The organism is Mesorhizobium sp. M1342 (genome assembly GCF_040317955.1).
Taxonomy (GTDB): domain Bacteria; phylum Pseudomonadota; class Alphaproteobacteria; order Rhizobiales; family Rhizobiaceae; genus Mesorhizobium.
Window position 1 is genome coordinate 12,170 of the sequence record NZ_JAMYLI010000039.1, and the last position, 13,481, is coordinate 25,650.

A 13,481-nucleotide genomic window follows, 5' to 3' on the forward strand; every position below is an offset into this window, starting at 1 on the left:
CACAGCGTGCAAAGACCCCGACGACGGCTCGGGGTCTCCCGTGGCATGTGAAACATTAGGACTGTTGAAACTGCCGCGCGCTTATGGTTCCATTCCTTGACGATAAGGAGATGGCCAATGCGCCTGGCGGTTCTGGCATGCCTTGTGGCGATCGGTGCGCTGTTCGGTTTGGCTTCGGCGGCCTCGGCCGGCACCAGGGTGGTGGTCAAGACGCGGACCTACGACATCACCGGGAACACGGGGCTGGCGCTGATGCAGGCTATGGACCGCAAGGGGCCGAAGCACGGCTTCATGACGCATGCCATCGCGCTGACCGGCTACGCGGTGGACTGGGACCTTGACACCAGCCAGGACAATGGCGTTTGCCGCTTGCGGCGTGCCAACGGCACGCTCAATCTCTTCTATACGTTTCCGCGTGTCGCCTCGGCCACCACTCCGACGCTCCGGAAGCGCTGGACGCGGTTCTTCGCCGGCGTCCGCGCCCATGAGGAAACCCATGGCCGCATCGCCAGGGAGATGATGCGGGCCACGGAAAGATCGATCTCCGGCCTCAGGATTGCCGACGACCGGTTCTGCTACAAGACACGTCGCGAGGCACAGCGACGTATCAAGGCCACCAATGCCGCATATGAGGCCAAGCAGCTCGCTTTCGATGCGCGCGAGCATCGCGACGGCGGCCATGTCCAGCATCTCGTCATCGCTTTGGTCAGGCCCTGATCCATCAGCCTGGCGTCTTGCCGGTCTGAACAATGGCCGCGGTCGCGGTTTCATGTTCATCGAGCGGCTTTTGCTGGTTCAGCCTGAGTGAGAACTCCACCATGACCGGGAGGTGATCCGAGCCCGTGTCCTCCAGCCGTATCGCGGAATGGATGGTCACGCCGCCCTTGCTGAAAACCTGGTCGATCGGCAGGCCGGCGAAGCGCCGCAGCAAGTCCGGCAGCTTGATGTGGATCCAGGTCGGGCCGGCGGACGGCATCACGGTCAGCCCGCCAAGCGCCGCGACCCGCCGCACGGCGGCACTCCACGGCGCGGCATTGCAGTCGCCCGCCATGATGGCCGTCTCGCCGAGCGCGGAAAGCGGCTCCGTCAACTCGCCGATCTGCCAGTACTGCTCGCGTGGCCACGGCCAACTGAGATGGATCGCGGCGACATCGACGTCGATGCCGCCGAAGTCGACGGTCGCTGTCGCCATGGCGCCGCGCCTTTCGCAACGCGCCTCGGTGTCGGCGGCAAAGGGCCGCCGCGAGAGCAGCGCGACGCCGAATATGCCGTTGGGATAAGGACAGAGGATCCGGTATGGATAGGCGCTGCTGATATAGCCAAGCTCGGTCGCCCACATCGCCGATACCTCGTCCAGGGTGATCACGTCGGGATTGGTCCGGCCGATCAGCGACAGCACCTTCTTCGGCGTCGGATTGTCGTAGCGCAGGTTCATCTGCAGCAGCTTGTAGATCGCGCGGTCTTCGTTCTTGGCTTCATAGGCGGCCTGAACCGGCCACAGGCGGGAGAAGGACAGCGACCCGGAAGTGGTGGCGAAGGCCGCCACGGCAAAAAGCAGTGCCACGGCCGCCTGCAGGCGAAATGTCGTGGCCAGCAGCGGCAGTGCGCAAAGCGCCATCAGCACGGCAAGGTGGACGCGGAAATGCGAGAAGGAATCGAAGGCGGGATGCAGCGTTCCGAAAAACCCGGCCACCAGCGCGATCGAACAGGCCAGCATTGCCAGGAATGCAACCGAAATCAGCAATGTCCCGAAGCTCGCTCTCTCCATGCCGTCTGCTTATCGGCAGAAATGCGGCCAATCAAGATGACGAAATGCCCATGCGATGCGTGGAACCGGCCTACTGGAACGCCGTTTCCGAAAAACTTCTGAGCTTGCGCGAATGCAACCGCTCCATCGGCATTTCCGCGAGCTTCTCCATCGCCCTGATGCCGATGGTCAGGTGCTGCGCCACCTGGCGCTTGTAGAATTCGGTCGCCATGCCGGGCAGCTTCAACTCGCCATGCAGCGGTTTGTCCGAAACGCACAGCAGCGTGCCGTAGGGAACGCGGAAGCGGAAGCCATTGGCGGCGATGGTCGCCGATTCCATGTCGAGTGCGATGGCGCGAGATTGCGACAGACGCTGGACCGGGCCACGCTGGTCGCGCAGTTCCCAGTTGCGATTGTCGATGGTGGCGACGGTGCCCGTGCGCATGATGCGCTTCAGGTCGTAGCCGGTAAGGCCGGTGACTTCGGCGACGGCTTCCTGCAACGCTACCTGGATCTCGGCCAGCGGCGGGATCGGCACCCAGACCGGAAGATCGTCGTCCAGCACATGGTCCTCGCGCACATAGGCATGCGCCAGCACATAGTCGCCCAGCGCTTGGGTGTTGCGCAGGCCGGCACAGTGGCCGAGCATCACCCAGGCATGCGGCCTCAGCACCGCAATATGGTCGGTGATGGTCTTGGCGTTGGAAGGCCCGACGCCGATATTCACCATGGTGATGCCGCCATGTCCCGATTTCTTCAGGTGATAGGCCGGCATCTGTGGCAGGCGGGGAACTGCGACGCCTTCACTGGGCGCGCTTTGCCCGCCCTTGGTGATGACATTGCCCGGCTCGACGAACTCCGTGTATCCGCCGCCGCCATTGGCCATCAGGTCGCGGGCGCGGGCGACGAATTCGTCGATGTAGAACTGATAGTTGGTGAACAGCACGAAGTTCTGGAAATGCTGCGGCGTGGTCGCCGTATAGTGCGACAGCCGGTGCAGCGAATAATCGATGCGCTGCGCCGTGAACGGCGCCAGAGGCCTCGGCTCGCCAAAGGCGACTTCGAAGGTGCCGTTGGCGATCTGGTCGTCGGTGCCATCGAGATCCGGCACGTCGAACAGGTCGCGGATCGGCCGCTTGATGCGCTCTGCCGTCGCGCCGTCGACATGGGTGCCTTCAAGGAAGGCGAAATGCAGCGGGATGGGTGTGGTCGATTCCGACACCGTGACCGCAACCCCATGATTGCGCATGATCAGGCGCAACTGCTCGACGAGGTAGCTTTCGAACAGGCCCGGCTGGGTGATGGTGGTGGAAAAATGCCCAGGCGTCGGCATATGGCCATAGGCCTGGCGCGAGTCGATCTGGGTGAATGAGTTGGTGGTGACGCCGATCTCCGGATAGAAGGCCCGGTAGCGCTTGCCATTGTCGCCGCCTGCTGCCGCCAGCTCTGCGAAGGAATCACGCAGGAACTTGGTGTTGCGGTCGTAAAGCGCCTGCAGTGCCTTGACGGCCTTTTCGGCGCTATCAAAGCTTTGCCGGCCAAAAGGCTCCGGCATGACGACAGATTCGATGGCTTGTGGGTAGATTCGCTTTTCCATGGCTCAATATAGAGACTTGGATCGGCACTTGGGAGGGGTCGCGACCGAAGGCGGCCAAAGCGCCGTTTTTCTTCAACCGCGCTGCAGGCTGACCAGGAGCACAAAGCCGACGCCGGACTTCTTCAGGGCAGGTGCGTCGATCGTCGAGCCGGCATCGGAGCGCATCATCGGCACGGCCAGAACCGGAGCGGCCAGAACCGCCAGGATAAGCGCCGCCCGCGGCAGAAGCCGAAGGGTCTTGAGAGCGTTGGCGGCGATGCGGTTCATGGTGTTTCAGCTTTTCTTTTCGAGGTCTTGGTTTCTTTGTTCAGTTGCGAAGATGGGTGGGGCAGGCGAGGCGGCAGGTTCCGGAACTGGCTTCGTCCCAGGCGCGGGCCGGACGGCCCGCTTCGGCGACGAGGATGGCGAAGAACATCCCAAACAGGCTCACCAGCAGGCAGACGATGGTGAAGCGGCGAGAAAGCATTGGGTCGGTCTCCTTCAACACGCCGGAGAATGCCCTGATGCAACTGAACCGGCTCTGATGCCGGCGTTCATCTGCGGTTCAAGATGATTGACGGGGTTTCGACGGCGCCGGCGTCGGTTTGGATAGCCGCCGGCGGGTATCGAGCATCACCGGCGCAGGATGTGTCGACAAAACGAAAACGGGGCCCGTCGAGGCCCCGTCATCATGTCGTAAGGGTGCGGTCGATCAGAGCTTGTGCCAGGTCTGGCTCTTGCAGATCAGTCCGCCCAGCACGCAGCCGCTCATCTTGAGAGAGCTGCCCGACAATGTCGCCTTGCCCGAATAGGTCTTGTCGTTTGCCGGATCGGTGATGTTGCCGGCATATTTGTTGTCGCCCGTCGCCTTGAGCGAGCCGATGGTCTTGCCGGCATATTTCCCGGACTTGAGGGTGATGGAAAACGAGCCGCCGCCGGCGATGGCCGCGGTTTCGCCGGCCTGCGTCTTCCAATTGCCTTCGATCGGATCGGCCCATGCCGCACCCGGCACGATCAATGTGGCCGCAAGGGCCAGGCTCAGTTTTCGAAACATGTCTTCCTCCCTGTGGATGTCCGGCCGGATGCTCCGCCTCGCCGGTCTGCCGCTTACGCAAACGTAAGCTAATCCAGCTCCCGGCAAAACAAAAGCGGTGCCGTAGCGGAAGACTTTCGGATTTTGAAGCCACCTGAAAGCGCCTCCTCGACGACGAAATGAAACGATCGGCGCATCGCCTTTGTCTGCCGTGGTTAGCGAAGTCTTGCCCCCGCGTGAGAAAACTTTCGTCAAATTTGACGCAAGCAGGCTGAATTGCTGGGTTTGTATCCTTAACGAATTTCGGCGTTTACCTCTTGTTTTAGCTTTGTTTTCCTCAAATTAAGCACGCCATTTAACGACGGATTCAAGCCTGCACGGCATTCTCGAAAGCATCGGAAGAGCAGCCGGCAAGACGAAAGAAGGCAGCTCTCGGGAGCCTGACAGGGCCGGAAAACAGGGGATTGAAATGGCACGTTTTGAAATGCTTGAAGCAGGTTTCGGCGCCATGGGAGCAACTGCCCAGGCCGACATCCTTTTCGAATTGGGCATGATGTATGCGACCGGCCGCGATTGCGAGACCGATGTCGTTGCCGCCCACAAATGGTTCAACATCGCCGCAATCAAGGGCTCGGCCCGCGCCGCCGAGCTGCGCTCGGAACTGTCGGCCGCCATGTCGAAGGTCGAGATCGCCACGGCGCTTCGCGAAGCCCGCGAATGGATGACCATGCACTGAAATCTGCCAATCGCAGAGAGGTCCATCGAAGACAGGGAAGCTCCGGGATCAAGGCCGCACAGACGGCCAGACCCGGCGAAATCGAAGGCCGCGCAAGACGGTCACGAAGGCAAGAGAAAGAACGCGGCAGGCAGCAAGGCTCAGCTGTGCGCGACACGGGGAAGGCGAGCGGGATTCTTAGGCGCGAGAGCGCCCGGAGATTGCTCGACGGACAAAAAAGCCACGACCAGCCGGAACAAGGCTGGCGTGGCTTTTTGCGTTGATGACGTCTTGCAGGCCCAATCGAGCGGCGCCAATGCGCCTAGACAGGCCGAATGAAGGATGAAATTGTCCGGCCTCTCTGGAAGAAGCGGGGCCGGGGCGGCCGCGCGTGAGTGGAGGAGTTCTACAACAATGAAAAAATTGAGTATTCTAAACGCGGCCATATTCGGCCTGATGATGAGCACGCCGGTCGCATTCGCCGACGACATCACCTTTGCGGTGATCGGCCCGATGACCGGACAGCTCGCCACCATCGGCGATCAGTTCAAGCAGGGCGCACAGGCCGCTGCCGACGCGATCAACGCCGCTGGCGGCATCAACGGGTCGATGATCAAGCTTGATATCGAAGACGACCAGTGCGATCCCAAGCAGGCCGTGTCGGTTGCCAACCGCGTCGTCGCCGATGGCGTCAAGTTCATCGACGGCCATGCCTGCTCGGGTTCGAGCATTCCGGCCTCGGCCGTCTATGCCGAAGCCGGCGCCTTGATGATGAGCCCGGCCTCGTCAAACCCGGTGCTGACCGATGCGGCAGCCAAGGCCGGCTGGCCGACGATCATGCGCCTATACACGCGTGACGATGCGCAGGGCGCCTTCATCGGCCCATGGATCGCCAAGAAGTTTGCCGGCAAGAATGTCGTCGTCCTGCACGACAAGAGCGCCTACGGACAGGGCGTGGCTGACGCCGTCAGGGCAACGATGAATGCCGGCGGCCTCAAGGAGGTCTACTATGACGGCATCAACGCTGGCGAGAAGGACTATTCGGCTCTCGTCACCAAGCTCAAGGACTTGAAAGCCGACGTCGTCTATTTCGGCGGCTACCATCCTGAAGCTGGCCTGATCCTGCGTCAATCGGCGGAACAGAACCTGAAGTTCCAGCTGATCATGCCGGACTCCATCGCCTCGCCGGAATTCTGGCAGGTCGCTGGCCCGGCCGGCGAGGGCACCATGTTCGTCTTCCCGTCGGATCCGCAGGCAAAGCCGGAAGCCAAGGCTGCCGTCGAGAAGATCAAGGCCGGCGGTTTCGTGCCGGAGGGCTTCACGCTGTTCTCATACGCCACCATCCAGGCATTCGCCGAAGGCATCAAGCGTGCCGGCAGCGACGACCCGGCCAAGGTTGCCGAAGCGTTGAAGAACGGCACGCCGATCAGCACCGTTGTCGGTGATGTCACCTTCGACGAGAAGGGCGATCTCAAGAATGCCAGCTACGACATCAACCAGTGGCATGACGGCAAATACGCGCCGATCGCGCAGTAATCGCCGACTTGGCGACCAAGTAGCGTAGAGAAATGGCCGGGTCCGTCCCGGCCATTTCTTTTTACCTTCGAACCGTCAGCTGGCTACAGCGGTCGAGGCGGCTTGTTCCCCGACGAACCGCACCAGCACCGTCCCGTCGGTCACCTGCGCGCCCTCGGTGGCGATCTCAGCGATCACGCCGTCATGCGGCGCGGCGATGGTGTGCTCCATCTTCATCGCCTCCAGGATCAGCAGCGGCTGGCCCTTGATCACCGTATCGCCTTTTCCCACGCGCACCAGCTTGACCAATCCCGGCATCGGCGCACGCAGGCTGCCGGCGCTTGCCGCCGCCTCATCGGCCCGTGCCAACGGGTCCGACACGGCGAAGGTGTAGCCAACGGCGCCTTCGAACACGGTGATGTGGCCGGGCCAGCGGGCAAGGCGCGGCGCGGCGCGAAAATCATGCGAATTGGTGTCGTCATAGGGCTTCTCCAGCGCGACCTGGAAGCGCCCATCCGGCCGCACCGAAACCTTCGCCGCGATATCGTCTTCACCGAACTTCAGCCATGTGCGTCGCGCCACGCTGTGGAAATGGGCATAACCGGCAAGCGACGACCACGGATCGTCTGACAACGGCGATGCTCCGGCCCCCGAGGCTGCGACTGCGGCCGCGGCTATGGTTTCTCCGCTCGGCGGCGGGACGATCGTCAAAGCCGCCTGGTGTCTGCCAATCAGGCTGGTGTCGACGTCGCCTGCGGCGAAATCCGGATCGGCGGCGAGAGCGGCAAGAAAGGCGGTGTTGACGGTCGAGCCGGCGATCTCGGTCCGGGATAGCGCCGCGCCAAGCGCTTCCAGAGCCGCCTGGCGGTCCGTGGCGTGGACGACCAGCTTGGCGATCATCGGATCGTAGTACGGCGAGATGGCGTCACCCGCCCGCACGCCGGTCTCGATGCGCATCGTGGCGCCTTGCGGGGCCGCGTCTGGAAATCTCAGATGATGCAGCGTGCCCGTTGCCGGCAGAAAACCTTTTGCCGCGTCCTCGGCATAGATGCGCGCCTCGAAGGCATGGCCGGTAAGCGCGATCTCGCTTTGCGTCTTCGGCAGCTTTTCGCCGCTGGCGACCCGCAACTGCCACTCGACCAGATCGGTGCCGGTCACCATTTCGGTGACGGGGTGCTCGACCTGCAGACGGGTGTTCATCTCCATGAACCAGAAGCGGTCGGCTTTCAGGCCTTGCGAGGCATCGACGATGAACTCGATGGTGCCGGCGCCTGAATAATTGATCGCCTTGGCGGCCTTCACCGCCGCATCCGTCATCGCCTTGCGCAAAGCCTCGGTCATGCCGGGCGCGGGCGATTCCTCGATCACCTTCTGGTGGCGGCGCTGCGCCGAGCAGTCGCGCTCGTAGAGGTGCACGGCGTTGCCGAAATTGTCGCCGAACACCTGCACTTCGATATGGCGCGGCTTGTCGACATATTTTTCGACCAGCACACGGTCGTCGCCGAACGCAGCTTTCGCCTCGCGCCGCGCGCTGGACAACGCTTCGGAAAACTCATCGGGATGCTCGACCCGGCGCATACCCTTGCCGCCGCCGCCAGCGCGTGCCTTGATCAGCACGGGATAGCCGATCTCGCGTGCCTTGGAGGCAAGTAGCACGATCTCCTGCGCCTCGCCATGGTAGCCCGGAACGACCGGAACGCCGGCTTTTTCCATCAGACGCTTGGCCGCGTCCTTCAGCCCCATGGCACGGATCGAGGCCGCCGACGGGCCGATGAAAATGAGCCCCGCCGCCGTCACCTGGTCGACGAAATCGGGATTTTCCGACAGGAAGCCGTAGCCGGGATGAATGGCTTGTGCGCCGGTAGTCAAGGCCGCGGCGATGATCTTATCACCGCGCAGATAGCTTTCGCCGACGCGCGAGGGGCCGATATGCACCGCCTCGTCGGCCATCTCGACATGCAGGGATCTCGCGTCGGCATCCGAATAGACGGCGACAGTGCGCACACCCAGTTTCCGAGCCGTGCGGATGACACGACAGGCGATCTCGCCGCGATTGGCAATCAGGATCTTGGCAAACATGGAGCCTCCGCATGTAAGGCTCGCAGTCCATGGGAAGCAGGGCGCTTCAACACCCCCCTCTGTCCTGCCGGACATCTCCCCCGCAAGGAGGGAGATTGGCAGCTTTGCCCTCGCTGCGAACTTTCAATGTTGGAATTTGGCGAAAGCGATAGCGACAGTCGATCTCCCCCAATGCGGGGGAGACGTCCGGCAGGACAGAGGGGGGTACTGTCCAGCGAGCCATTCCAGCCCTCGGCGTAGACCTCTCCCTTACCAAGGGAGTGCTCTACCTTGCGGTCGGTAGTATCTATTTCGATGACGAAATTGCGCAGCCGCCACTCGCGGTCTTGAGCTTCCACCGTGTCAAGCCGGCCTGGCAATTGCGCAGCGCCGTCTCTTCCGCCGCCTTCTGGGACGGCGCGTCGAGCTTCGTCCCGCAGACAATGTAGAGGTCGACGACACGCGAATAAAAGGTTGTGGCGTAAGCCGAATGGCCGCTCGCCGCGACGTAGCCCTTGTAGGCAACGTTGCATTCGCCCGAACCCAAGGTCGGCGGAAAACGCACGTCTCCCTTGCGTCCCGCGAGCGATTCCGCCGAGCCGATGCCGGTCGCGGTTAATATTAGAAATACTGAAAGTATCGAAGCAGCCGTTCCCTGGCAATATTTCAGTTTCATTTCCAGCCCGTCCCCATCGCCCCATGCTGGATAAGCAGTATCGAATATTTTGCCTCGCCGCCAGTTCACTGTTTGAGATTCGAAGCCGCCTATGCTGATGAATCGGTTGGTCCATACAGTTCAGCCTTTTCGCACGGCAGCAACGGCCTGCCGGTATAGTTCCGCCGTTTGTCCGTCGAAGTTGACCGTCCATTCTCACATCCGAAACACGCCGAAGCGCGTGTCCTCGATTTCGGCGTTGAGCGCGGCGGACAGGCTGAGCGCCAGCACGTCGCGGGTCTTCGCAGGGTCGATGATGCCGTCGTCCCAGAGGCGTGCGGACGAATAGAGCGGATGGCCCTCATGCTCGTATTTCATCAGGATCGGCTTCTTGAATTTCGCCTCTTCCTCGGCGCTCCATTCCCCGCCCTTGCGCTCGATGCCTTCGCGCTTGACCATGGCAAGCACCGTTGCTGCTTGCTCGCCGCCCATCACCGAGATGCGGGCGTTCGGCCACATCCACAGGAAGCGCGGCGAATAGGCGCGGCCGCACATGCCATAATTGCCGGCGCCGAACGAACCGCCGATGATGACGGTCACTTTCGGCACGCGGGCGGTGGCGACCGCCATCACCAGCTTGGCGCCGTCCTTGGCGATGCCGCCTGCTTCATATTTTCGACCGACCATGAAGCCGGTGATGTTTTGCAGGAAGACCAATGGGATCTTGCGCTGGCAGCACAGTTCGATGAAGTGCGCGCCCTTCACAGCACTTTCGGAAAACAGCACGCCGTTGTTGGCGATGATGCCGACCGGCATGCCATGGAGATGGGCAAAGCCGGTGATCAGCGTGGTGCCGTAATTCTGCTTGAACTCGTCGAATTCGGAACCGTCGACGATGCGCGCAATCACCTCGCGTGCGTCATAGGGCTGGCGCAGGTCGGTCGGCACGATGCCGTAGAGTTCATCCGCCGGATGAAGCGGCGGAATCGATCTCTGTAAGTTTAGGCTTACAGTCTTGTTCCGATTCAGGTTTTTGACGATGCGGCGACAGATGGCGAGCGCATGGTCGTCGTCCAGCGCATAGTGGTCGGCAACACCGGAGAGCCTGGTGTGCACATCGGCGCCGCCAAGATCCTCGGCACTGACATCCTCTCCGGTTGCCGCTTTCACCAGCGGCGGACCGCCGAGGAAGATGGTTGCCTGGTTGCGCACCATGATCGTTTCGTCCGACATCGCCGGCACATAGGCGCCGCCCGCCGTGCAGGAACCCATGACGCAGGCGATCTGCGGAATGCCTGATGCCGACATATTGGCCTGGTTGTAGAAGATGCGGCCGAAATGCTCCCGGTCGGGAAACACCTCGTCCTGATTGGGCAGGTTGGCGCCGCCGCTGTCGACGAGGTAGATGCAAGGCAAATTGTTCTGCAGCGCGATCTCCTGCGCGCGCAGATGCTTCTTCACCGTCAGCGGATAGTAGGTGCCGCCCTTCACCGTGGCGTCGTTGACGACGACCATGACCTCGGTGCCTTCGACGCGGCCGATGCCGGCGATCATTCCGGCCGAAGAGATCTCCTCGCCATACATCGACCATGCCGCGAACTGGCCGATCTCGAGGAAGGGCGAGCCGGTGTCGAGCAACTGGGCCAGGCGCTCCCGCGGCAACAGCTTGCCGCGCGAAACATGCCGCTCGCGCGCCTCATCCGAGCCCCCGCGCTCGACGGTGCCCGCCTTCTCCGCAATGTCGGCGACCAGCGCCCGCATGCGCTCGGCATTGGCGCGGAATGCTTCGGAGGAAGGGGAGATCTGGGTTTGCAATGTGGCCATACCTACACCCCCTCCGCCATGATCTCGCGGCCGATCAGCCAGCGGCGGATTTCGCTGGTGCCGGCGCCGATCTCATAGAGCTTGGCGTCGCGAAGCAGGCGGCCGGTCGGATAGTCGTTGATGTAGCCATTGCCGCCAAGCAGCTGGATGGCGTCGAGCGCCATCAGCGTCGCCTTCTCGGCGGCAAACAGCACGCAGCCGGCGGCGTCCTTGCGTGTCGTCTGGCCGCGGTCGCAGGCTGCGGCGACGGCATAGACATAGGCGCGCGCGGCGTTCATCGTCGTGTACATGTCGGCCAACTTGCCTTGCACCAGCTGGAACTCGCCGATCGCCTGGCCGAACTGCTTGCGCTCGTGCACATAGGGGACCGCCACGTCGAGGCACGCCGCCATAAGGCCGATCGGGCCGCCGGCGAGCACCGTGCGCTCATAGTCGAGGCCAGACATCAGCACCTCGACGCCGCGCCCTTCCTCATGCAGCACATTGTCGAAGGGCACCTCGACATCCCTGAACACCAGTTCGCCGGTGTTGGAGCCGCGCATGCCGAGCTTGTCGAGCTTTTGCGCCACGGAAAACCCGGCAAAAGCCTTCTCGACGATGAAAGCGGTGATGCCGCGCGATTTCAGGTCCGGGTCGGTCTTGGCGTAGACGACCAGGGTCTCGGCGTCAGGCCCGTTGGTGATCCACATCTTGGTGCCGTTGAGCACGTAGCGGTCGTTGCGCTTTTCGGCGCGCAGCTTGAGCGAGACGACGTCCGAGCCGGCGCCGGATTCCGACATCGCCAGCGCGCCGACACGCTCGCCCGAGCACAGTGGCGGCAGGAATTTTTCCTTCTGCGCCGTCGTCGCCCAGCGGTTGATCTGGTTGACGCAGAGATTGGAGTGGGCGCCGTAGGAGAGGCCGACCGAGGCCGAAGCGCGCGAGATTTCCTCGACGGCGATCACATGCGCGAGATAACCCATGCCGCTGCCGCCGAAATCGGGGTTGGCGGTGATCCCAAGCAGGCCGAGCGCGCCGAGTTCGCCCCACAGATGCGCCGGGAATTCGTTCGAGCGATCGATGTCGGCGGCGATCGGCGCAATGCGATCCTGGGCGAAGCGCCGCACCATGTCGCGCAGCGCCTCGATCTCCTCGTCATGCCCGAAGCTGAGCGTGTTGGTGTACATTTTTCTCCTCCCTGCGCATGACCCCGAAAAATCGACTTTGATTTTCGGAAAGGGATCATGCGCGAAATCAAAATGCTGCAGCGTCCTTTGCGCGTCCGAAGGGACGCGCGGCGCTGTAGGCGTCGATCTTCGCGCCGACGAGCCGCATTGTCATTGAAAGATATGTCGTGGTCACTTCCGCGATGGACAGCCGTTCGCCCGGCCGAAACCAGACGATGACGCCGGTCATCATCTGGATCAGCGCCATGGCCGTCAGCCCGGTGTCGTCGATGCTGAAAGCGCCCGTCTCGTCGCCGTCGCGCAGGATGGCGCGCAACTCCTTCTCGTAAGCCGTGCGCATACGCAGTATCTGTGTCAGCCGTTCGGGCGACAGACTGCGCAATTCCATGTTCGACACATGCGTGGCGTGCCGTCGCTCGATATGAAAGGCGATGTGATTGCGCACATAGGCGGAGAGCAGTTGCGCCGGATCTCCATCCGCCGGCCGGGCTGCTTCCCATGCTGTGGCCAGACCTTCCATGTGCTCGCGCATCAGCGTGAACAGAAGCTCTTCCTTGGTTGGAAAGTAGCGGTAGAGCGCGGCTGCCTGGACGCCGACCTCGGCGGCCAACTGGCGCATCGACATCGCTTCGTAGCCAAGGCGCGCGATGAGGTTGACCGCCGCCTCACGGATGGTCGCTTCTGTCTTTTCGCCATCGGACCCAGCGGTGCGTGCCATGTCAGCTCCTCTGCGAAGCAATAATAAAACGAACGTTCAATTAATTCAAGACGCCAATCCAAACTCACCTTCATGCAACGATCCTGAACCCAACAGAGGCGTTTTCTGCCACCAACTCCTCGATGTCGACCTTGGAAACAGAAGCTCCGGCCGGCCCTTCCCAGAGGCGCTTGATCATTGTCGAGACCGCTTCATCAAGGCCTGCAATTTGCGTCGTTACGGCCCCATCCGCTTCATTGCAAACCCAGCCCGCAAGACCAAGGCCTGTGGCCTCATCCCGGGCCCATGCTCTGAAGCCGACGCCTTGCACATTGCCGTAGATGCGCGCCTGCACTTTCCTGCGATGACCAGTCATGAATCTCTCCAAGCCTGTCTCGTTAAAATCTGGTGCATGGCTCAGGGAATGCAACATGAGAGTTGCGCGCACGACGCAATAGCTGGGCCCTCTGGCTTTGAAATTTCATTGACTCAGTC

General features: G+C 62.2%; 14 protein-coding genes. 3 read left to right on the top strand and 11 right to left on the bottom strand.

Going from position 1 to position 13,481, the window contains the following annotated elements:
• The first annotated feature begins 117 nt into the window (after positions 1-117).
• Positions 118-717: a DUF922 domain-containing protein gene (locus NKH06_RS28855; protein WP_023812834.1), complete on the top strand. Its 600-nt coding sequence runs from the start codon at positions 118-120 to the stop codon at positions 715-717.
• A 4-nt stretch (positions 718-721) separates the two neighbouring features.
• Here the strand turns inward: NKH06_RS28855 and NKH06_RS28860 are convergent, their stop codons facing one another.
• The 5 genes from NKH06_RS28860 to NKH06_RS28880 form a co-directional block, all read right to left on the bottom strand.
• Entirely contained in the window at positions 722-1,768 is a 1,047-nt protein-coding gene (locus NKH06_RS28860) for an endonuclease/exonuclease/phosphatase family protein (protein WP_352894821.1), read from the bottom strand.
• Positions 1,769-1,838: 70 nt separating this feature from the next.
• The gene (locus NKH06_RS28865; protein ID WP_245273264.1) at positions 1,839-3,302 is read right to left on the bottom strand and encodes an AMP nucleosidase; all 1,464 of its coding nucleotides are present in this window, start codon (positions 3,300-3,302) and stop codon (positions 1,839-1,841) included.
• A 114-nt stretch (positions 3,303-3,416) separates the two neighbouring features.
• On the bottom strand, positions 3,417-3,611 hold the full coding sequence (locus tag NKH06_RS28870; RefSeq protein WP_127292634.1) for a hypothetical protein: 195 nt from the start codon (positions 3,609-3,611) through the stop codon (positions 3,417-3,419).
• A 40-nt stretch (positions 3,612-3,651) separates the two neighbouring features.
• On the bottom strand, positions 3,652-3,810 hold the full coding sequence (locus NKH06_RS28875) for a hypothetical protein (RefSeq protein WP_352441283.1): 159 nt from the start codon (positions 3,808-3,810) through the stop codon (positions 3,652-3,654).
• A 225-nt stretch (positions 3,811-4,035) separates the two neighbouring features.
• Complete coding sequence (locus tag NKH06_RS28880; protein WP_352441282.1) at positions 4,036-4,377, bottom strand: DUF2147 domain-containing protein; 342 nt, start codon at positions 4,375-4,377, stop codon at positions 4,036-4,038.
• Between the two features lie 448 nt (positions 4,378-4,825).
• On the opposite strand from NKH06_RS28880, the gene NKH06_RS28885 reads away from it, so the two are divergent.
• The gene (locus tag NKH06_RS28885; RefSeq protein ID WP_013532614.1) at positions 4,826-5,092 is read left to right on the top strand and encodes an SEL1-like repeat protein; all 267 of its coding nucleotides are present in this window, start codon (positions 4,826-4,828) and stop codon (positions 5,090-5,092) included.
• A 393-nt stretch (positions 5,093-5,485) separates the two neighbouring features.
• Positions 5,486-6,607, top strand: coding sequence for an ABC transporter substrate-binding protein (locus tag NKH06_RS28890; RefSeq protein ID WP_023812840.1), 1,122 nt, complete (start codon positions 5,486-5,488; stop codon positions 6,605-6,607).
• 75 nt (positions 6,608-6,682) lie between these two features.
• Here NKH06_RS28890 and NKH06_RS28895 read toward each other — a convergent pair whose 3' ends face one another.
• The 6 genes from NKH06_RS28895 to NKH06_RS28920 all read right to left on the bottom strand — a co-directional run bounded on the left by NKH06_RS28895 (position 6,683) and on the right by NKH06_RS28920 (position 13,362).
• Positions 6,683-8,665, bottom strand: coding sequence for an acetyl/propionyl/methylcrotonyl-CoA carboxylase subunit alpha (locus NKH06_RS28895; protein ID WP_352441281.1), 1,983 nt, complete (start codon positions 8,663-8,665; stop codon positions 6,683-6,685).
• Between the two features lie 286 nt (positions 8,666-8,951).
• Complete coding sequence (locus NKH06_RS28900) at positions 8,952-9,320, bottom strand: hypothetical protein (RefSeq protein ID WP_352441363.1); 369 nt, start codon at positions 9,318-9,320, stop codon at positions 8,952-8,954.
• A gap of 195 nt (positions 9,321-9,515) precedes the next feature.
• The gene (locus NKH06_RS28905; protein WP_352441280.1) at positions 9,516-11,123 is read right to left on the bottom strand and encodes a carboxyl transferase domain-containing protein; all 1,608 of its coding nucleotides are present in this window, start codon (positions 11,121-11,123) and stop codon (positions 9,516-9,518) included.
• A 2-nt stretch (positions 11,124-11,125) separates the two neighbouring features.
• Positions 11,126-12,289, bottom strand: a complete 1,164-nt coding sequence (locus tag NKH06_RS28910; RefSeq protein ID WP_128303019.1) for an isovaleryl-CoA dehydrogenase — start codon at positions 12,287-12,289, stop codon at positions 11,126-11,128.
• Between the two features lie 67 nt (positions 12,290-12,356).
• A complete protein-coding gene (locus NKH06_RS28915) occupies positions 12,357-13,007 on the bottom strand; it encodes a TetR/AcrR family transcriptional regulator (RefSeq protein WP_128303020.1) in 651 nt (216 codons plus the stop codon).
• A 70-nt stretch (positions 13,008-13,077) separates the two neighbouring features.
• Positions 13,078-13,362 carry an acylphosphatase gene (locus tag NKH06_RS28920; RefSeq protein WP_128303021.1) on the bottom strand — a complete coding sequence of 95 codons (285 nt, stop codon included), beginning with the start codon at positions 13,360-13,362 and terminating at the stop codon, positions 13,078-13,080.
• Positions 13,363-13,481 lie beyond the last annotated feature (119 nt).

What these genes read in the sequence shown, in the direction of transcription:
- NKH06_RS28910 (WP_128303019.1), bottom strand. Translation starts at nt 12,289, where the DNA reads ATGTACACCAACACGCTCAGCTTCGGGCATGACGAGGAGATCGAGGCG.
- NKH06_RS28920 (WP_128303021.1), bottom strand. Translation starts at nt 13,362, where the DNA reads ATGACTGGTCATCGCAGGAAAGTGCAGGCGCGCATCTACGGCAATGTG.
- NKH06_RS28900 (WP_352441363.1), bottom strand. Translation starts at nt 9,320, where the DNA reads ATGAAACTGAAATATTGCCAGGGAACGGCTGCTTCGATACTTTCAGTA.
- NKH06_RS28905 (WP_352441280.1), bottom strand. Translation starts at nt 11,123, where the DNA reads ATGGCCACATTGCAAACCCAGATCTCCCCTTCCTCCGAAGCATTCCGC.
- NKH06_RS28915 (WP_128303020.1), bottom strand. Translation starts at nt 13,007, where the DNA reads ATGGCACGCACCGCTGGGTCCGATGGCGAAAAGACAGAAGCGACCATC.
- NKH06_RS28895 (WP_352441281.1), bottom strand. Translation starts at nt 8,665, where the DNA reads ATGTTTGCCAAGATCCTGATTGCCAATCGCGGCGAGATCGCCTGTCGT.
- NKH06_RS28860 (WP_352894821.1), bottom strand. Translation starts at nt 1,768, where the DNA reads ATGGAGAGAGCGAGCTTCGGGACATTGCTGATTTCGGTTGCATTCCTG.
- NKH06_RS28870 (WP_127292634.1), bottom strand. Translation starts at nt 3,611, where the DNA reads ATGAACCGCATCGCCGCCAACGCTCTCAAGACCCTTCGGCTTCTGCCG.
- NKH06_RS28855 (WP_023812834.1), top strand. Translation starts at nt 118, where the DNA reads ATGCGCCTGGCGGTTCTGGCATGCCTTGTGGCGATCGGTGCGCTGTTC.
- NKH06_RS28880 (WP_352441282.1), bottom strand. Translation starts at nt 4,377, where the DNA reads ATGTTTCGAAAACTGAGCCTGGCCCTTGCGGCCACATTGATCGTGCCG.
- NKH06_RS28890 (WP_023812840.1), top strand. Translation starts at nt 5,486, where the DNA reads ATGAAAAAATTGAGTATTCTAAACGCGGCCATATTCGGCCTGATGATG.
- NKH06_RS28885 (WP_013532614.1), top strand. Translation starts at nt 4,826, where the DNA reads ATGGCACGTTTTGAAATGCTTGAAGCAGGTTTCGGCGCCATGGGAGCA.
- NKH06_RS28865 (WP_245273264.1), bottom strand. Translation starts at nt 3,302, where the DNA reads ATGCCGGAGCCTTTTGGCCGGCAAAGCTTTGATAGCGCCGAAAAGGCC.
- NKH06_RS28875 (WP_352441283.1), bottom strand. Translation starts at nt 3,810, where the DNA reads ATGCTTTCTCGCCGCTTCACCATCGTCTGCCTGCTGGTGAGCCTGTTT.